This window comes from Halostella pelagica (assembly GCF_004762015.1).
GTDB classification, from domain to species: Archaea; Halobacteriota; Halobacteria; order Halobacteriales; family Natronoarchaeaceae; genus Halostella; species Halostella pelagica.
Genome location: NZ_SJES01000004.1, coordinates 313,745 through 331,872, shown reverse-complemented (window position 1 = coordinate 331,872; position 18,128 = coordinate 313,745). Strand labels below are relative to the sequence as shown.

Annotated in this window: 22 protein-coding genes; 11 read left to right on the top strand and 11 right to left on the bottom strand. The window is 64.1% G+C overall.

The window, feature by feature from the left end:
* Positions 1–15 precede the first annotated feature (15 nt).
* From EYW42_RS12395 to EYW42_RS12385, 3 genes are all read right to left on the bottom strand, one after another.
* Positions 16–873 carry a class 1 fructose-bisphosphatase gene (locus EYW42_RS12395; RefSeq protein WP_135535604.1) on the bottom strand — a complete coding sequence of 286 codons (858 nt, stop codon included), beginning with the start codon at positions 871–873 and terminating at the stop codon, positions 16–18.
* The gene (locus EYW42_RS12390) at positions 870–1,655 is read right to left on the bottom strand and encodes a class I fructose-bisphosphate aldolase (protein WP_135535603.1); all 786 of its coding nucleotides are present in this window, start codon (positions 1,653–1,655) and stop codon (positions 870–872) included. The genes EYW42_RS12395 and EYW42_RS12390 overlap by 4 nt, the downstream gene beginning before the upstream one ends.
* Positions 1,656–1,800: 145 nt before the next feature.
* Positions 1,801–2,445, bottom strand: coding sequence for a DUF7409 domain-containing protein (locus EYW42_RS12385; RefSeq protein WP_135535602.1), 645 nt, complete (start codon positions 2,443–2,445; stop codon positions 1,801–1,803).
* A gap of 353 nt (positions 2,446–2,798) precedes the next feature.
* Here EYW42_RS12385 and EYW42_RS12380 point away from each other — a divergent pair, with 353 nt between their 5' ends.
* The gene (locus EYW42_RS12380) at positions 2,799–3,662 is read left to right on the top strand and encodes a 3-hydroxyacyl-CoA dehydrogenase family protein (protein ID WP_135535601.1); all 864 of its coding nucleotides are present in this window, start codon (positions 2,799–2,801) and stop codon (positions 3,660–3,662) included.
* A gap of 19 nt (positions 3,663–3,681) precedes the next feature.
* Here EYW42_RS12380 and EYW42_RS12375 read toward each other — a convergent pair whose 3' ends face one another.
* Entirely contained in the window at positions 3,682–4,737 is a 1,056-nt protein-coding gene (locus tag EYW42_RS12375; RefSeq protein WP_135535600.1) for a phytoene/squalene synthase family protein, read from the bottom strand.
* Positions 4,738–4,841: 104 nt separating this feature from the next.
* Here EYW42_RS12375 and EYW42_RS12370 point away from each other — a divergent pair, with 104 nt between their 5' ends.
* Positions 4,842–6,032, top strand: a complete 1,191-nt coding sequence (locus EYW42_RS12370) for an acyl-CoA dehydrogenase (protein WP_135535599.1) — start codon at positions 4,842–4,844, stop codon at positions 6,030–6,032.
* A gap of 57 nt (positions 6,033–6,089) precedes the next feature.
* On the opposite strand, the gene EYW42_RS12365 is transcribed toward EYW42_RS12370, so the two are convergent.
* Positions 6,090–6,362: a PadR family transcriptional regulator gene (locus EYW42_RS12365; protein WP_135535598.1), complete on the bottom strand. Its 273-nt coding sequence runs from the start codon at positions 6,360–6,362 to the stop codon at positions 6,090–6,092.
* Positions 6,363–6,406: 44 nt separating this feature from the next.
* Positions 6,407–7,138, bottom strand: coding sequence for a DICT sensory domain-containing protein (locus EYW42_RS12360; protein WP_135535597.1), 732 nt, complete (start codon positions 7,136–7,138; stop codon positions 6,407–6,409).
* An 89-nt stretch (positions 7,139–7,227) separates the two neighbouring features.
* Here EYW42_RS12360 and EYW42_RS12355 point away from each other — a divergent pair, with 89 nt between their 5' ends.
* Positions 7,228–7,500, top strand: a complete 273-nt coding sequence (locus EYW42_RS12355) for a DUF7111 family protein (protein ID WP_135535596.1) — start codon at positions 7,228–7,230, stop codon at positions 7,498–7,500.
* A 184-nt stretch (positions 7,501–7,684) separates the two neighbouring features.
* Here the strand turns inward: EYW42_RS12355 and EYW42_RS12350 are convergent, their stop codons facing one another.
* The 4 genes from EYW42_RS12350 to coxB form a co-directional block, all read right to left on the bottom strand.
* Positions 7,685–7,999, bottom strand: coding sequence for a DUF7410 domain-containing protein (locus EYW42_RS12350; protein WP_237561320.1), 315 nt, complete (start codon positions 7,997–7,999; stop codon positions 7,685–7,687).
* Entirely contained in the window at positions 7,996–9,378 is a 1,383-nt protein-coding gene (locus EYW42_RS12345; protein ID WP_237561319.1) for a hypothetical protein, read from the bottom strand. The genes EYW42_RS12350 and EYW42_RS12345 overlap by 4 nt, the downstream gene beginning before the upstream one ends.
* A gap of 16 nt (positions 9,379–9,394) precedes the next feature.
* Entirely contained in the window at positions 9,395–10,243 is an 849-nt protein-coding gene (locus tag EYW42_RS12340) for a cytochrome c oxidase subunit 3 (protein ID WP_135535595.1), read from the bottom strand.
* 108 nt (positions 10,244–10,351) lie between these two features.
* Positions 10,352–11,098 carry a cytochrome c oxidase subunit II gene (coxB, locus tag EYW42_RS12335; RefSeq protein ID WP_135535594.1) on the bottom strand — a complete coding sequence of 249 codons (747 nt, stop codon included), beginning with the start codon at positions 11,096–11,098 and terminating at the stop codon, positions 10,352–10,354.
* Between the two features lie 140 nt (positions 11,099–11,238).
* On the opposite strand from coxB, the gene EYW42_RS12330 reads away from it, so the two are divergent.
* From EYW42_RS12330 to EYW42_RS12305, 6 genes are all read left to right on the top strand, one after another.
* Positions 11,239–12,696 (top strand): heme o synthase, encoded by a 1,458-nt coding sequence (locus tag EYW42_RS12330; RefSeq protein ID WP_259371293.1) that lies wholly within the window; start codon positions 11,239–11,241, stop codon positions 12,694–12,696.
* Entirely contained in the window at positions 12,693–13,370 is a 678-nt protein-coding gene (locus EYW42_RS12325) for a DUF7546 family protein (RefSeq protein WP_135535592.1), read from the top strand. The genes EYW42_RS12330 and EYW42_RS12325 overlap by 4 nt, the downstream gene beginning before the upstream one ends.
* Positions 13,371–13,374: 4 nt before the next feature.
* On the top strand, positions 13,375–13,788 hold the full coding sequence (locus EYW42_RS12320; protein WP_135535591.1) for a hypothetical protein: 414 nt from the start codon (positions 13,375–13,377) through the stop codon (positions 13,786–13,788).
* Positions 13,789–13,953: 165 nt separating this feature from the next.
* Positions 13,954–14,190, top strand: a complete 237-nt coding sequence (locus EYW42_RS19865) for a hypothetical protein (protein WP_135535590.1) — start codon at positions 13,954–13,956, stop codon at positions 14,188–14,190.
* 67 nt (positions 14,191–14,257) lie between these two features.
* On the top strand, positions 14,258–15,217 hold the full coding sequence (locus EYW42_RS12310) for an ABC transporter ATP-binding protein (RefSeq protein ID WP_135535589.1): 960 nt from the start codon (positions 14,258–14,260) through the stop codon (positions 15,215–15,217).
* Complete coding sequence (locus tag EYW42_RS12305; RefSeq protein WP_135535588.1) at positions 15,217–15,963, top strand: ABC transporter permease; 747 nt, start codon at positions 15,217–15,219, stop codon at positions 15,961–15,963. The genes EYW42_RS12310 and EYW42_RS12305 overlap by 1 nt, the downstream gene beginning before the upstream one ends.
* Here EYW42_RS12305 and EYW42_RS12300 read toward each other — a convergent pair.
* Entirely contained in the window at positions 15,951–16,259 is a 309-nt protein-coding gene (locus EYW42_RS12300) for a DUF7344 domain-containing protein (protein ID WP_135535587.1), read from the bottom strand. The two genes, EYW42_RS12305 and EYW42_RS12300, sit on opposite strands and share 13 nt — an antisense overlap.
* A gap of 341 nt (positions 16,260–16,600) precedes the next feature.
* Here EYW42_RS12300 and EYW42_RS12295 point away from each other — a divergent pair, with 341 nt between their 5' ends.
* Both EYW42_RS12295 and meaB read left to right on the top strand, forming a co-directional pair.
* The gene (locus tag EYW42_RS12295) at positions 16,601–17,017 is read left to right on the top strand and encodes a cobalamin B12-binding domain-containing protein (RefSeq protein ID WP_135535586.1); all 417 of its coding nucleotides are present in this window, start codon (positions 16,601–16,603) and stop codon (positions 17,015–17,017) included.
* Positions 17,014–18,105 carry a methylmalonyl Co-A mutase-associated GTPase MeaB gene (meaB, locus tag EYW42_RS12290; protein ID WP_135535585.1) on the top strand — a complete coding sequence of 364 codons (1,092 nt, stop codon included), beginning with the start codon at positions 17,014–17,016 and terminating at the stop codon, positions 18,103–18,105. The genes EYW42_RS12295 and meaB overlap by 4 nt, the downstream gene beginning before the upstream one ends.
* Positions 18,106–18,128 lie beyond the last annotated feature (23 nt).

The following is an 18,128-nucleotide window of genomic DNA, read 5'->3' as shown; positions in this document are numbered from 1 at the left end:
ATTCGTGGCGGTCGATCAGTCCAGTTCCGCTTCGAGGCGGTCGATCAGGTTCGCGTTACCGACGTGGACCGGCACGCGCTGGTGGATCCGCGTCGGTTCCACGTCGAGCAGCGACTGCTCGCCGTCCGACGACCGGCCGCCAGCGGCTTCGACGATGTAGGCGATCGGGTTCCCCTCGAACTGGAGGCGGAGTTTCCCCTCCGAGCGCGACTGGAGCGCGGGGTAACAGAACACGCCGCCATACCCCATCACCTGGTTGACATCGCCGACCAGCGCACCGCCGTAGCGGAGTTTGAGTTCGGACTCGATGTCCTCGGCGTAGTTCTCGAACTCCGGAGTCCAGTCGGGCACGCGGCCGCCGAACCCGTAGACGGTCGGGTCGTCGCCGAGTGTCACGTCGCTTTCGATGGGGCGGCGCTCCCCGTCGACGATCTCGTACTCGGTCACGCTGTCGTCGACGGCGGCAACCATCGTCGTGATGGGGCCGTACACGACGTACGCCGCGGCGGCGAGATCTCTGCCTTTCGCCGGCAGGTCCCCGTCGTAGACGGCGACGATGGTCCCGATCAGGTTGTTCGATTCGAGGTTCGAAGAGCCGTCCAGCGGGTCGAGCGCCACGGAGAGTCCCTGTCCGCAGTCCGTCACGTCGTCCCGTTCCTCGCTGACGAACTGGCCGACGCCCTCCACGTCGGTGATGCGGTCCGCAAGGACGTCGTCGGCCCACACGTCGGCCGCGAGTTGGGCTTCGCCGCTTGCGTTCTCCGAGTCCACGCTCTCACGTCGGCCTCGGAGGCCGTCCCGGATCCCTGCCGTCGTCTCCGCGACGGCGTCGAACACCGTTTCGGCGACCGCTTCGCGCTGTAGCGTGCTCATTCTAGTGCGGCGTCGGCAGTCGCCCCCTCGTAGATGACCTGTTCCAGGGCATCGAGGATCGCCTCGGGGTCCTCTCGTTGCCAGACGTTTCGGCCGACAGCGAGGCCCGAACCGCCCGCGTCCATGACCGCTTCGACGCTCTGCAGGAACTCGTAGTCGGAAACCTTCGACCCGCCGCTCATGACGACTTTCACGTCGCCAGCGGCGTCGACGGCCCACTCCATTCCGTCCTTGCTACCGGGGTATTTCACCTTCGCGATGTCGGCACCGAGTTCCAGCGCGATGCGGGACCCGTAGGCGATCACTTTGTCCTTGGTGTCGTTTTTCAGCCCCTGTCCGCGGGGGTAGGACCACATGACCACCGGCGTGTCGTGGTCGTGGGCGGCCTCCTGCACGTCGCGGAAGTCCTCGTACATCTCGGGTTCGTGGTTCGACCCCGAGTACACTGTGTATCCGACCGCGTCGGCCCCGAGTTCGAGGGCGTTCTCGACGGTCCAGTTCTTCGGCGAGTACGGTTCGCCCATCCAGAGATTGCTCGTCCCGTTGAGTTTCGCCAGCAGCGACACGTCGTCCTCGTACGACGGATAGTACGTCTCAGCGACGCCTTTCTGGACGGCCATCGACGTCACCGCGTCGTGGGTCGCGATGTCGAAGACAGTCTCCGGATCGAGCGTTTCCGGAACCGCCTCGAAATCGGTCGGTCCGTGCTCCAGTCCGTGGTCCATCGCCAGAATAAGTACGTTTCCGTCCCGAGTGATATCTGAGTCGGTCAGCGGGATCATCTGGTTCGGAATTCCATGAACATACATATATACTTGATGGAGGGGAACGAGGACCGGATAACGGCACAAGGAGAGCGTATCTTGACTGTATAGCCGTTCAAACGGGCTACTCCGAACTGCCAACTATTACTACTGGGATAGTAAATCAGTTCGCGAGTCGATTCCCCGCAGCAGCGCACCACTCCGCGACGCGCACCTCGTCTATCTGGAGGAAGTCCGCAATGCTCTCCGGGTCAGCCGTAGCCAGGCGGCGGACCGACGATACGCCGGCGTCGGCCAGCATCTCCGCGTCGCCCTCGCCGACGCAGTCGAGGTCGGTCACCGGGTCGGGCCTGCTCCGCTCGCGCCACGCGGACTCCGCCGCTTCGGCCGCACCACTGCCGTCGGCCTCCGCGTCGGCGGCCGCGTCCGTCCCGCCGTCGGACGGCGTCCAGTCCCCCGACTGTGTCGGCGACTCGTCCGAGTTCGTCGTCTGCCAGTCGCCCTGGCTCTCGGCGACCCAGTCGCGCTCCGCGTCCTGTAGGCCGCGGACCGTGTTCGAACGGTTGCCGAGGTCTTCGCCCTGCCCGTCCAAGTTCCAGTGCAACGAATGTTCCCGGCGTATCTTGGTCGCCACGCCGGGGTTGACCCCCGCGTCGACCAGCTGCCGGTACGACACCGTCTTCGCTCTGACGTCTGCGGCGTTCACGCCCAGTTCGCGTAACGTCGACGCCGTCGACTCGCCCACGAACTGCAGGTCGGTCAGGTCATCCGTGTCGGCCTCGCCGGCCGAGTCGTCGTTTTTACTCACGTAAACTCACTGATTTTCAGATACCTGTCACCAATCCCCCTTGAAAGTTGTTACTGATCGGTCATCTCTGGGACAAACGTCTGACGCGAGTACCGAGCCGGGTTCGAGTCGGTGCAGTCCGGCGTATTCGCGATCCGACTCAGTGCACAACACTACGAACGTGTTCTCTCTCCGGAACGACGCTACCAACGTGATTTCCTCGCAGCACGATCCCCGAACGGCCCTGTCTGAACCCATACAGACGGTACCCATTCGGGTCAGTGCTGTCAAGTGGAAGTCAATTCGTCCGGGAGCAGCGGCCAGCGGCCGCCGAAAGGCGGCACACTTAGGTGGGATTCGCAAGGATTGCCAGTATGGTACGCGGACTCGACTCGATAGAACGCGTCGGCGTCATCGGCGCGGGAACGATGGGAAGCGGTATCGCGCAGGTCGCCGCGACGAACGGCTACGATGTCGTGTTGCGAGACATCGAGCAAGACCTAGTCGACCAGGGGTTCGAAACGATAGACGATAGCCTCGCTCGGTTCGTTCGGAAGGAGACAATCACCGAGGACGACGCGGAGACGATCCGCGACCGGATCACCGGCACGACCGAGCTGTCCCACCTGGAAACCTGTGACCTCGTAATCGAGGCGGTCGTGGAGAACATCGACGTGAAACAGGACGTGTTCGCGGATCTTGACCGGGTGACCGACGACGACGTTTGTCTCGCGACCAACACCTCGACGCTCTCTATCACCTCGATAGCGAGCGCGACGGACCGGCCCGACCGGGTCGTCGGTATCCACTTCATGAACCCCGTTCCGGTGATGGAGGGGGTCGAAATCGTCACCGGCGAGAAGACGAGTTCCGAGACTGCCGATCTGGCCCACGAGTTCTCCGAGTCCCTGGACAAGACGACGTGGGAGTCCGACGACAAGCCGGGATTCGTGTCCAACCGGATCCTGATGCCGTGGATCAACGAAGGCATCCGCGCGTTCGACGAGGGCGTGGCCACCAAGGAGGACATCGACAACGGAATGAAACTCGGCACTAACGTCCCGATGGGTCCGCTCGAACTGGCCGACCACATCGGATTGGACGTTTGTCTCGACGCGACGGAGACGCTCCACTCGGAACTGGGCGATCGCTACAAACCCGCCTACTTGCTGAAACGAAAAGTCGACGCCGGCGACCTCGGGAAGAAGTCCGGACGGGGGTTCTACGAGTACGACTAACCATCGCCGACACGGGACGTTACGAGTTCGACTGGTGTAATGGGCGCTCCGTCATGTCGGCTCGGAGGCCCGAGAGCTCTTCTCTGTCGACACCTTGACCGAATCGGGCGACGAGCGTTGTGACCTCCGCACGGGGGACTTTGACGGTCCCTTCGGTCACGACGTCGGCCGGGCGTTCGCGGAGTTCGCGGATCGTCGCTACCGCGAGCAGATACGGGATGGCCCACGCGGCGAGAGTGTTGCCGTCCGTCTCCGGGAGCGCTTCGAGATACGCCTGCGCGTCATCGAGATATCCTGCGGCGTGGTCGGTGACGCGTTCGACGACCCGCGCGACGTCCGCCGCTCGTTCGGGCTGGGCGACCTCCTCCGCGGTCAGGCCCTCCTCGCGTAACCACGTCGCGGGGAGGTACACGTTGTCCTCCTCGTCGTAATCCGCGGAGACGTCTTTCGCGACGTTTACCAACTGGAGCAACAGCGCGAACGACCGTGCGTTTTCCTCCAGCGTTTCTGCCTCTTTCGGGGCGGCGTCTTCGGCGAGGAGATTCGTTATCAGGTCGCCGACTGTCCCCGCCGCGTACCAGCAGTACTCCTCCAGTTCGTCGATAGTCTCGATCCGCAACCCGCCGACGTCCGCGTATCGCTCGACGAACATCGCCATCCCGGAGACGAGTTCGCGAACCGGCCCGCGGAGCGCTGACTGGGCCTGGTCGGGGAGCGCGGAGAACGTACTGGTCACTCGTGGTGTCGCCGCGACCACGTCCCAGTCGGCGGTTCGCTCGTCCGGGATCCACGGTTCGACCGTCTCACTGAACTCCTCGACGGTCGTCTGGTCGTCCGGCGAGAGCACGCGGTCGTACTGGCGAAGCAGGTCGGCTTTCTTCTGGGCCGGCACGTGGCCGGCGTCCTCTACAGTGTCTGCGATCCGACACATTAGATATCCGACACAAATTCGCGACGACATCGGCTCTTTTAGCGCATCTATCGTTATCGCGAACGTCCGCGATACACCTTGAACGGCGTCATGACACCAGTCGAGGTTCTCGGCGGCCGTCCGCGTGCTTCGGCCCGAATGCATTCCACTCGATAGCCATAGGAACCCACGGAGTAAAAGCATCCGGGAGACGCGGTCGTCACACCGATGCCGGGAAAACTAAAGCATCGTCCATCAAAGATACGTGCATGGACTTCACTCTCTCTGCGGAGCAGGCGCAGATCCGCGACATGGTCACCGAGTTCGTGGACGAAGAGGTCGTCCCCCGTGCCCGGGAGATAGACCACGAGGACGAGTTCCCCGCCGACCTGGTCGACGAGATGGCCGACCTGGGACTCATGGGGATGCCGTTCCCCGAGGAGTACGGCGGCGCAGGCCTCGACTACCACTCCTACGCCATCGGGCTGGAACAGATAAGCCGCGGGAGCGGCGGTCTCGGGACTGTCGTCGCCGCACACATCAGCCTCGCCGGCAACATGGTGTACGAGTTCGGCGACGAGCGCCAGAAGGAGAAATACCTGACGCCGCTGGCCGCCGGCGACGACATCGGCGCGTTCGCGCTCTCGGAGGCCAGTGCCGGGAGCGACGTGCCCGCGATGGAGACTACCGCCGAGCGAACCACGGCGACGTCTCACTCGGACGGAGACGAGACGACGGCGGAGAGGGAAGGCGACGAGTACGTCATCAACGGCGGCAAGCTCTGGATATCGAACGGCTCCGTCGCCGACACTGTCACCCTGTTCGCCAAGACGGACCCCGACGCCGGCAACAAGGGTATCTCCTCGTTCATCGTCCGCCCCGAGGAGGACGACGGCTTCATCGTTGAAGGGACTGAGGAGAAACTCGGCGACAAGGGCTGCCCCACTGCCGAACTGCGCTTCGACGACATGCGCATCCCCGCTGACCGCCGCCTCGGAGAGGAGGGCGAAGGGTTCGTCCACGCACTCAAAACGCTGAACGGCGGGCGGATAACCATCGCGGCCCGCGGCGTCGGTATCGCCCGCGCCGCCCTGGACGAGGCACTGGAGTACGGCCAGCAGCGCGAGCAGTTCGACCAGCCAATCGCCGAGTTCCAGTCGATCAAACACAAACTCGCGGACATGGACACCAAGCTCCAGGCCGCGAAGATGCTGATGCACCGCGCGGCGGACAAGAAGATCCGCGGCGAGAACTTCGTCAAAGAGGCCGCACAGGCCAAACTGTACGCAAGCGAGATCAGCCGCGAAGTCGCGAACGAAGGCATCCAGATCCACGGCGGCTACGGCTACACCAAGGATTTCCCCGCCGAACGGTTCTACCGGGACGCCAAGCTCAACGAGATCTACGAGGGGACGAGCGAAGTCCTGCGCAACACTATCGGCGACCAGCTACTGGACTGACCGGACCAGTTCGCCCACCCGGCGTACAGTCAAGCTCTCCGGTTATCCACCCGGTGTTCAGTCGACCTGCCCGTCGAGCCACTCCGCGTGGGCCGCGACCGCTCGCTCTCCCGCGTCCGTGAGCGCGTACACGTCGTGGAGACCGTCCGTATGCTTCTCCGCGTAGCCCGCCCTGACAAGCTTCTGCATCGCGCCGTAGAACCGGTCGGGGTCGACCCGGTCGTCGTAATGGGCTTCGAGCGCCGCTTTCAGTTCCTGCCCGCGCAGTTCCCCGCCGTACAGCAACGCACAGAGGTCCCGCCGCATACCGCTCTGGAGCCACTTGCTCATACGGAAGGCAAGGCATAGGCGGAGTCATGGCTTGCGTTTCCGAATCAGGCCTCGCCGCCGTAGGTGGTCGTGATGTACCGAAGCAGTTCGTCTACGATCGCCGCATCGTAGGTCCAGAATCCCGTGTACTCGTCGTCCCGAACCTCCGTTCCTAGGAACGCGCACTTTCGCTCGTCGTCACCGTCGCCGTCGAAAACCACGAACCACGAATCGGCTATCTCGTCAGCGTCCGATGGATACACCGAAAGCCCCTGCCATTCAGGGGCGACGCCGTCGGGACGACCGTACACGTGCACACCGACCGCACTGTCCGCGAGCTTCGAATACACCTGATCCTGTGACGAGAGGAGGGGCAGTCGCTGGAATCCGACGTGTAACTGGCCGCGCCCCGCGTTCCACGCCTGCATCTCTATCTCTCTCGAAGCGATTATCATCCGCCGTTTGTCGTATCCCGAGAACGTCGTGTTGTCGACGTGGCGCAGTATCTCGGTGTACTCCACGTCGGCGACCGTCTCGCTCCCGTATATCCCCTTCTCGAAATCGAGCGCGACTGCCAGTTCTTCGATTCCGCTGGCGGCAATGAACTCCCCGTTCTCGTGTAACACTGCGAAATTACGCGGACAACCGTCGTCCGTGCTGGACCGGCGCAGTTGCACCTGTTGCGGACGAAAGAACGCTTCGATCCCGTCGATACGTTCCTTCGGAACGTCGACGTTGTACAGGGACAGTGTCCGCTTTCGACCGTCTACCCGGTCGATGAACGCAGTGAAACTCATATATTGGGTGTTACATCAGTAAACAGATAAATGTGTTCACCATCCGGCAGAACCGACAGGTTAGATTGTCTGGACGCCAAAGCGGCGGTATGACCGAGACGGCGACCGAGAACGATGTCACCGCCCGCTACTACGAGACCGATACAGAACGGGTCCTGGAGTTCGAACGCGACGGGCGTACGGCGGCCGTCGCACAGAACGTCGAGGGGTACGCCATGCTGAAAGTACGACCCGCCGCCGACGGCGACGAACTCGAACGGTACTACGGGTTCGACATGGCGCTCGACCACGCCGCGGAACTGCTAGGAGCGTCCCCGAACGAACTCCCCGTGCCCGAACCCGCCGACGATATGGGTATGTAGAGCGTGCTTTTTCCGTGCGCGTGCGCGAAGCGCACCACTCGCGCGAAAAAGCACGGCCAAAAAAGGCCACTCGCTCGTTCGCCCCGCTCACTCGCTCGGGGTAACTCTTTCTTGGTTACCGGCCTGCCCTCCCCCGTCCTCGCGCGACGTTCGGTAGACCGCCTCGCGCCGCGCTCCCGGCCGCTCAGGTGACGATCGAGTACGTGAACAGGAACCCGAAATAAAGCAATACGAGGCCGCCGATAGCCTTCAGTCGGAACAGCCGTATCTCCTCGCCCTCCTCGCTGTACGCGTCCTGAAACGCCTCTATCTCGGCGTCAGTGCACTCGTCGTGGTGGTCGAGGCCGACGTGGAGCGTGCGGTACTGCTCGCGGGCGAACGGTCGGCCACAGTAGTTGCAGTCGTACGTCGTCTCGTCCGCCGACGCGTCGACGTTCGTACTGGGCGATCCGTCGGTTGCGCTGGCGGGGCCGTCGTCCGTGTGGTTGTCAGTCGTCATAGGTATGGGGGAGTGACGCTCGGTTCCGAAACTATCCAGAGGCTCACCATCGTGTATATCACCATGACGAGGATGAACGGGTACTGGCTCCGGATGGCCTGCAAGCGACCCGGGAAGACGTCGTACGCTGCGGCGTGTGCGACCCAGATAGCGACGAGGTGGCCGACCAGTACGAACGTGAGTTCGAGGCCGCCGAACCACGACGGCATCACGTACGTCAGGGGGTTCGATGGCGGGGAGAACGGGTCCGAGAGGGCGGCGGTCAGCGGCGGGAGCAGCGAGAGGAAGTAGCCCAGGAAGTGCGCGAGATGATAGCCCGCGGCGATAGCCAGCAGCGGCGGCGCGAAGTTCCGTGCGAGTCTCGCGGGCCGGAGGTACGTCTCAGCCAGTCGCCACGACGCGTACGAGGCGAGGACGTACGCACCGAAAAACAGGACGAACCCGCCGAGCAGGCTTCCGACGTACACCGCCTGAACCGGAAGGCCCGCGCCGACGGCCCCCCTCGTCGCGTCGGCCCAGGCCGGCACCGTCACGAGGCCGTCGTACGTCGTCACCCACAGCAGCGCGACGATGAATGCGACCTCGGAGATACTGTCGACGCCGCGCGAGTCCGTCAGCGCCATGCCCGGCAGGCGGAGCGACAGGCCGTCGTCGATGCGTTCCACCGGTGCGACGCGGCCGTAGTAGCTGAAGACGCGTGAAACCGGATCGACGGTCGAGAACCAGCGCTCCGGGCCGAACGCCGCGCCGCCGACCACAGTGACCGCAGTGTAGGCCGCGACTACCTGTGCGAGCAACTGCGGGTCGTCGGCGAGTGGACTCACTACTTCGACCCAGATCAGCGCGATCAGGCCGGCGACGCTCGGCCACGACCCCAGGCGCTCCGGATAGGCCAGTTCGAGTGAGGGAAGGAGTTCGACGAGCGTCCGAAACGGGTTCAGCGTCGGCCACGTGTTGCCGACGAGATACACGGACATGACGTATCCGGCCCACCAGCCGACCCAGACGACGAGAACCGCGAGGTTTCGAAACGGGTCAGTCGGGCCTCGAACCCCGAACCAGAGGACCGCCGCGAGTCCGGCCACGCCGACAATGGACCCGAACACGTCGACCACTCGCGCTCGCGAGAGAGCGAGCGTCGACCCGTACTCGTCGATCCGCCGGACGAGAGTCCGGTCGGTGACCAGGCTGGCGAGCAGGAACGACGCTCCGACGACGCCGCCGCCCGTTGCGAGAAACAGCCACGTCGGTACGGCGAGTGACTCTCCCGAGGACCGAAGCGCGCCACCGTGGGCGAAGGCCCGGCCCGAGAGCAACGCCACCGCGACCAGCACTGCCGCCACGAGGCCACAAAACTGCCGACGTACGTGGCGTTCCATGATGGAACGAGCGCGGTCAGGCCGACGCGCCGGCGTACAGGACGACGACGAGGAAGATCCAGACGACGTCGACAAAGTGCCAGTACATCGAGACAGTACTCACCGAAACGTGGCGCTCCGCGGAGTACTGTCCGTTCAGGCCGCGGGCGAACACGACCGCGAGCATCACCGCGCCGAGCGAGACGTGGAGACCGTGTAGTCCCGTCAGCCCGTAGAACCCGTTCCAGTAGATGCTCTCGGTCAGCGTGTGTCCCTCGTGGACGATGAACTCGTAGTACTCGTACACCTGCCCGCCGATGAATATCAGGCCGAGCAGGAGCGTCAGGCCGAGCAAGAGGAGGAACCGGCGACGGTTGTTCTTCCGGAGCGCGACGTGCGCGTAGTGGATAGTGACGCTGCTAATAACCAGAATGATGGTGTTAGCGAGGACGAGGCCGGTCAGTCCCGGCACCTCGCCCGGCGGCCACTCGCCTACTCGGATGAAGAAGTAGTAGACGAATCCAGCGCCGAACGTCGCTATCTCGGAGCCGAGGAACGCGATCATCCCCCAGCGGAGTTTGCTCTCGCTCTGATGGTCCGCACCGCGTTCCCAGAACGCCTTGACGAAGGCGTGGTACACCCAGCCGTACAGGCCGAGGAGGAACACGAATGTGCTCGCGACGAACGCGTACGGGCCGACGCTCGACCCGACGAGTCCAGAGTCGCCGCCGAGCAGGTACAGTCCTGCGGCGACGTAGAACCCAGCGCCGCCCAGTGCGGTGATAAACGGCCACCAACTCGCCTCGCCGAACCCCTGGGGCCAATCCTCCACCGCCGGCAGGTGGTGCCCGTGATGGTCATCCGCCGTGTCGTCCGCTACGGTCATACTTGGCTGGTTTCGTTTGGACTACCAAAAATCCATCCAACTGCGTCGGCGACTGCTCGAACGTCGGCGACGCTGTTCGGAAACGGATCGAGGCGGAGAAAAGAACGGTCAGTACGCGGTCTGGTTCGCCGCTTCGGTGTCTGAGTCTTCCTGTTGCTCCTGGATCCACGCCTCGAACTCCTCCTGACTGACGACTCTCACTTCGAACATCATCTGCGAGTGTCCCTGCCCGCAGTACTCGGCACAGTACCCCTGGTAGGTGTTTCCGGGATTGGTCGCTTCAGTCTGTAGGACGTGTTGTTGGCCCGGAACCGCGTCCTGTTTCAGGCCGAGGTCGGGGACGTGAAACGCGTGTAACCAGTCTACGGTCCCGATCTCGAGGTACACCGTCTGGTTAGCCGGGAGGACTAACTGCCCTTGGTTGGAGTCGACGGTCACGTTGTGTTTCTCGTACTCGAAGGTCCAGTAGTACTTCTGGGCGGTGACGTTGATCTGTTCGTCCTCCGGCCCCGGATCGACCTCGGTCGGCGTGATGACGTCGTCCGCTCCCATCACGTTGTACGCGCCGACGCCGACGAACAGCAGGATGATCGCGGTTGCTATCGTCCACGTTATTTCGAGTCGGCGATTCTCCCGGGTCGGTTTGGGATCGTCGTTGTCCTTGAACCGAACTACCGTGTAGATGAGGATGCCCTCGACCAGCAGCGTGATCGGGACCGCGACGAACAGCAGTTCCTGGTTGAGATTGCTGATGAGGCGGTCCGTCGTGGACTCCGCGGCCGCTGCCGGTTGGGCGGCCAGCGCCAGCAACGCTACCCCGAAAAGCGTCACGGCGGTAATCCGCGTTCTCTTCATAACACGCTGGAAGTTAGGAATTCTCGGTTAAATACCTGCTGAATTTCCGGCAGACAGAGGAGTCGCGACGGCGTCTCCGGATGGAGAAAACGGCGGGCCTAAGTGGACGGAAACGAACACTCAAACAGAGAGGATCCGACGTGGACAATTCGAACAGGGACCGCACTGAGAGAGACGGCGACGCATACCCTCGTCCCGTCCGCACTGACGAACGATTCACGGGACTCGTCGCAGCGACGGCGATGGGCGTCTACCTGCTCATCATCGTCGGCGCGACGACAGCTATCACGGACGCGGCCGCCGCCTGCTCTACCTGGCCCGCCTGTAACGGCCAGTGGCTCGTCGACGTTCGAAACCCTGACCTCGCCGTCGCCTGGGGTCACCGCGTCGCCGCGCTCGTTGTCGCGGGACTGGTTCTCGCCACCGGAATATTCGCCTGGCTCGGTGATCCGCCCCGACGCGTACGAGCGGCGCTCACCGCTGCCATGCTCGGCTATCCGATTCAGGTCGGACTCGGCGCTATCGCCGCAGTGAGCGGTCCGACCGCCGCTCTGTCCGGAGTTCACCTGTTGCTCGGAACCGGACTGTTCGCTTGTCTTACCCTCGCAGTCGCGTGGCTTCTGGAAGTCCAGACCGCGACCCCCGCCGACCGGGAGCCGGTCGGTGTAGTTGAGGAGGCAGACGCCACCGAAGTCGCGCCCGAGAACCCGACGTTACCTGACGCGCCGCTCGCGCGTGCAAAAACGTACGCAGGTGCCTACGTCAGCCTGATGAAGCCCCGGCTCATGTGGCTGCTCTGTCTCGTCGCCGCCGCCGGGATGGCACTCGCCGCCGGGCCGGGACTCACCGTCAGGACGGTAGTGCTGACGCTTCTCGGCGGCGTCCTCGCCATCGGTGCGAGCGGGACGTTCAATCACGTTCTGGAGCGCGATGTCGACCGCCGAATGAACCGCACCTCGGACAGACCGATAGCGACAGACATCGTCTCGGTCCGGAACGCGGTGGCGTTCGGCGTCTCGCTGACCGCCCTGTCGCTGGTCGCGTTCCTGCAGTTGAACGTGCTCGCGGCCGCCCTCGGACTGTCGGCGATCCTGTTTTACAGCGTCATCTACACGGTGGTGCTCAAACCCAACACCGTCCAGAACACGGTCATCGGCGGCGCGGCCGGCGCGCTTCCGGCGGTCATCGGCTGGGCCGCGGTGACCGGGTCTGTTGGCGTTCCGGGGCTGGCGCTTGCGGGCGTCATCTTCCTCTGGACTCCCGCGCACTTCTACAACCTCGCGCTGGCGTACAAGGACGACTACGCCCGCGGCGGGTTCCCGATGATGCCGGTCGTCCGCGGTGAGGCCAAGACCAGAAAACACGTCGTCTACTACCTCGCCGCGACGCTCGTCAGCGCAACGGTGCTTTCGGCCGTCAGCGAACTCGGTCTGCTGTACGCGTTGACGAGCGTCGCGCTCGGCGGCGTCTTCCTCTGGGCCGTGATCCGTCTACACCGTGACCGGACCGAAACGGCCGCGCTGCGCGCGTTTCACGCGTCGAACGCCTACCTCGGCGCGCTCTTACTGGCCGTCGTCGTCGACTCCATCGCAGTATGAGCCGTAGCGCGACCTCGTTCCGGCCGTCGCCGCCCGAGCGGGACACCGTGGTGTACGGCGCGCTGGTGCTGAACACCGAGCTACTGGTGATCCTGTTTTACCCGGGGTTCTGGCGGACGACCCTGAATGGGTTGTTCAACATCTTTCTCGCGTTCGTCTGGATCAACGTCGGCGTCTGGGCGCTCCTTCGGACGGACCCGCCCGACGCACCGCGGCGCCAGCGCAGGACCGCGCTCGGAATCGCGGTCGGATACTTCGCACTCATCGCCGTCGCTGGTGGGCTGGTGTCTGTCGGGGACCTCTTTATCGACGTTCCCCTCCCCGAATCGGGGCCGCGTATCGCCTGGCTCATCCCCGGATGGGGTCCAGCGGTGACCTACGTCGGCGACCTGGTTCGCGTTGCGCTCCTGCCGTACCGCGTCATCGGGTATCTCGCACTGTCGTATCTCGTGTACGCGACCGTTCTGGACGCTACCGGCTCCGCCGTCTCCGGCGCGCTCGGTCTGCTCTCCTGTGTTAGCTGTACGTGGCCCGTTCTGGCGTCGCTCGCGACCGGACTGCTCGGGAGTTCCTCGGCGGTCGCGCTCTCGGTGATGAACTGGTCTTACACGCTCTCGACCGTGGTGTTTCTCGTCACGGTCGCGTTATTGTACTGGCGGCCCTTCGCTCGATAGAGCGATGTACTCGCGCGAACACTTCGCCGTCGGGAGCGTCGTTTCGGGCCTCTCCGTCGCCGTTCTACGGGAATCGTTCCCGACACCCGTTCTGATCGGACTGTTCGCGTACGGCGTTTTCGTCTCGGTGTTCATCGACCTCGACCACTTCGTCGTCGCCCGCCGACACGCCGGCGATTGGTCGCATCTCTGCGCCTGCCTGACTGACCCAATTTTCGCCTTCACGGAGCAAGACGAGGTGTTCGAGGGGGTCCCAGGCAGCCAGATGCGGTTAGAGCGACTGCTTAGCCACGCAGTGATCGGCGGTGTGTTGACGGCCGCACTGGCACTCGTTTCCGTTCCTGTCGCCGCGTTCACCGCGGTCGTCGTGTACGCTCACGTCGTCGCCGATCTCGTTCGGGACGCCGGGTTCGCGTGACGCGCGAGGTACCCGTCAGTACGGGAAAGAGGGCGACAACGTGTCAGGCACGCAGCGGTTGGTGCAGTTCTCCGTTGAATCCTGTGACTATCTTCTCCCCGCGTAGTATAATTACACTCAACCACGGCTATGTATTTACCATAGGAGGTTGAACGAGTGTGTACGATGGAAAGAAACGACGAAACACTGTGGCCCTGTACGAACCAGAATCGGGGGGACGGCGGCGTTCACCAGCGGTTCCGCAGGTCCGGTCCGGACCAGTCCGGAACCGACGGACGGAGAGAGGACACCGAGAGGGCAGACGGGCCGAACGCGACGGCCTGCCCGGACTGTTCCGCCGCGACCGTCAACGTGCAGGGACTCCACAGCTGCGTCGAGTGTGGCTGGACCGGCTCCCGCTGACGGGGCGTGAGGTCCGGAACCGCTGAAGATCGAACGGCTTACCTCCGGGACCGGACTGTCTCCTCGTATGGACGCGCTCGTCGCCGAGAACGTCGAGAAACGTTACGACGAAACCGTCGCACTCGACGGCGTTTCGCTCTCCGTCGCGGAGGGCGAAGTGTTCGCTCTCGTCGGTCCCAACGGTGCGGGGAAGACAACGCTGGTCAGGGCGCTGACCGGAACGACCGCGCCGACTGCGGGCAACGTCACCGTGTTCGGCGAGAGCCCGGCGGCGGTCGACGAGTCCCGACTCGGCGTACTCCCCCAGTCCTTCGCGCCCCCGGCGCGACTCACCGCCCGGGAACTCGTCACGTACTACGCGGGCCTCTACGACCGGTCGCGCGACCCCGACGACGTGCTGTCGACGGTCGGCGTGGCGGCCGCGGCGGAGACCCGGTACGAGAACCTGAGCGGCGGACAGCAGCGCCGGACCTGTCTCGGCGCGACGCTGGTTAACGACCCCGACGTTCTCTTTCTCGACGAACCGACCACCGGTATCGATCCCGCGGGACGGCGAACCGTTCAGGAGCGGATCAACGACCTCGCCGACGGCGGCGCGACGGTGTTTCTCACGACGCACGACATGGCCGAGGCCGAACGCGTCGCGGACAGGGTTGGGTTCCTCGCGGACGGTCGACTGGAGGCGGTCGGCAGTCCGTCGGCTCTCGTCCGCGACCACGGCGGCGAGCGCCGCCTCGTCGTCGAGACCGATGCCGGTACTGACGGAAGTGACGCGACTGCTGCAGACACTGCGGCGGGCGTGCTCTCCGAACTCGACTACGCCGCGCGGACCGACGACGACGAACTCGTCGTTTTCGGCGTCGAACCCGACGACATCGGCGACATCGTCGGCGCTCTGGAGTCGGCCGGCGTCGCCTACTCCGAGCTAACCTGGACTGAACCCGATTTGGAGGACGTGTATCTCGAATTGACTGACGGCCGAGACGCCCGCGCGCCAGCGGCCGCAGTCGCCGGAGGTGAACGCTGATGGGAACCGCGACGCGCATCAACGCCGAGGCCGGTGCGGCGTGGCGTTCGTTCGTCCGGCGGCGGACTGCAGTCTTTTTCACCTTCTTCTTCCCGGTGATCCTCATCGTCATCTTCGGAGCGTTGGTGCGGACGGATCCCACGGGAACCGGCCTGTTCACGGAGCCCGCTGGCTACTACGTTCCGGGGTACCTCGCTGTCGTGGTGCTTTTCACGCCGCTTTCCCGGGTGGGAAGCACGGTCGCGCGACACCGCGAGGGGAACCGGTTCGAGAAACTCGCGACCACGCCGCTCTCGCGCGCAGAGTGGCTGGCGGCGCACACGCTCGTCAACGTGGGTATCATCGGCGTCGCCAGCGTTCTGTTGCTGGCGCTCATACTACTCATCACGGACGCTCAGTTCGGGTTCTCGCTCTGGCTCGTCCCGTTGCTCGTGTTCGGCGTGACGCTGTTTTGCGGTATCGGGGCGGCGCTCGGTCGGATCGCGGACTCGCAGGACGGCGTCATCGCCGCGAGCAACTCGATCGCCTTGCCGATGCTGTTTCTCGCGGAGACGTTCGTCACGCCCGACCTGCTCCCGGAGTACGTGTTGCCGCTCGTCGATCTTCTGCCGTTGACGTACTTCTCCCGGGGAGTTCGAGCGGCGACGTACTACGGCCGTTCGCCGGCCGTCGACCTGGCTATCCTGGCTGCGCTCGCTATCGCCAGTTTCGCCGTCGGGGCGTACGCGATACCTCAGACGGACTGAGTCGTCCCGTCGTGGATGCGGACAGTGTTTCTGTCGCGGTCGAACTCCACGAACTCCGCGTCTGCGAGTTTGGGGACGTGGACGTGATAGAGCGAGATCTCTATCTCGCGGGCGAGTTCCTTCAGACCGTCGTCCGACGGTTCGTCCATCTCCCGTTCGGCTACGTCGACTGCCAAATCCGCGAGTGCGGTCGGCCCATCGCGGTTCCGGAGCGCAACGAGAGCGTGCCGGCGGTAGCGGTGTGACAGCACGTCGAATAGCTCGTCCATCGTCCGTTCGCCCGGGATATCTCTCACGCTCGTGTGCAGTGCGTTTCTTACTGTCATAGGGGTTTCTAACACGGTTAGAACCCCCCTGCCGGTGAACGACTTACGGGACGGCCCCAGCGTCCGAATGCCGAAGTCTTCTCCGCACCGTTCAAAGCCATACTACTATCTGCAACCTCCCGCTGATAACGTTAGCCGTTGTCCACGTTCGGTTAGTAGTTAGATAATTGACTTTCTTCGCCGAAACGGACGTTTGAAGTAACAGATCATCTCGATTCCCGCGTTCGACCGTTCGAGCAACGCCCGATATCGGGGAACATTTCTCAGAAACTTCCGTTAGAATCAAACTGTCGGGCGTCGAACCACCGGTCATGAGCGTCGACCAGACGCAGCGGTCAATTCGATGTCTCGTCGCCAAAGTCGGTCTGGACGGCCACGACCGAGGTGCCCACGTCATCGCGCGGGCGTTCCGCGACGCCGGGTTCGAAGTCATCTACTCGGGGCTCCACAAGGCACCCGACGAGATAGTCCAGGCGGCCGTCCAGGAAGACGTCGACGTTATCGGCATCTCCATCCTCTCGGGCGCGCACAACACGCTTATCCCCAAGGTCATCGACGGCCTGAAGGAGTACGACGCGTTCGATGACACGCTCGTTCTCGTCGGCGGCGTGATCCCCGACGAGGACAAAGAGGACCTCAAACAGATGGGGGTCGCGGAGGTGTTCGGTCCCGGAACCAAGATGGAAGAGACCATCGAGTTCGTCCGCGAGAACGTGCCGGAACGATGACCGTGGACGTCGAAACCCTCGTCGACGAACTCCTCGGCGGGAAACAGCGAGCGCTCGCCAGGACGATCACGACGATAGAGAACCGCGAACCTGGCTACCGCGACCTGGTGTCGGCGCTGTACGAACACACGGGGAACGCGGAGGTGATCGGGATCACCGGCAGCCCCGGCGCGGGCAAATCAACGCTCGTCGACAAACTCACGAACACGTACCGCGACCGCGGCGAGACGGTCGGCGTCATCGCCGTCGACCCGTCGTCGCCGTACACCGGGGGCGCAGTGCTCGGCGACCGCATCCGGATGGCGTCGAACGTGGGCGACATGGAGGTGTTTTTCCGGTCGATGAGCGCGCGCGGCAACCTCGGCGGTATCTCGACGGCGACGGCGGACGCGGTCAAGGCGCTCGACGCGTTCGGAAAGGACAAGATCATCGTCGAGACGGTCGGCGCGGGGCAAAACGAGATAGATATCGTCCGGACGGCGGACACCGTCGCCGTCCTCGTCCCGCCGGACAGCGGCGACGAAGTCCAGACCCTAAAAGCGGGAATTCTCGAAATCGGCGACGTGTTCGTGGTCAACAAGTCGGATCTTCCGGGGGCCGACCGAACGGTACAGGAACTGAAAGAGATGATCCAGTTACGCGGCGACACCGGCGTCTCCGGCGGCCATCACGGCCCGGACCACCACGCTCTGGGCGATGCCGACGCCTCGGGCGGTACCGACGCGGGAACCGCGAGCGCAGTTAGCGAAGCGGCGGCCGCTGACGGTGAGGCGGGGAACTGGACACCTAGCATCGTCGAGACGGTCGCCACTGACGGAACCGGGATCGACGAACTGATCGACACGTTCGCCGCCCATCGCGAGTACATGGAGGCAAGCGGTCGCCTCGACGAGAAAGCCCGCACACGGACTGCGGAGGAGATACGGCTGTTGCTTCGCGAGGACGCGAGCGGTCTGCTGGAACGCGAACTCGACCGTCACGGTGGGATCGAGGCGCTGGTCGAAGCCGTCCACGCGGGCGAGACGGACCCGTACGCTATCGCGGACGAGGTGGTCGAGCCTATCGAAGAATGTCTGTCGGACCGGTAGGACGACCCCGCTTAAGTCGCTGG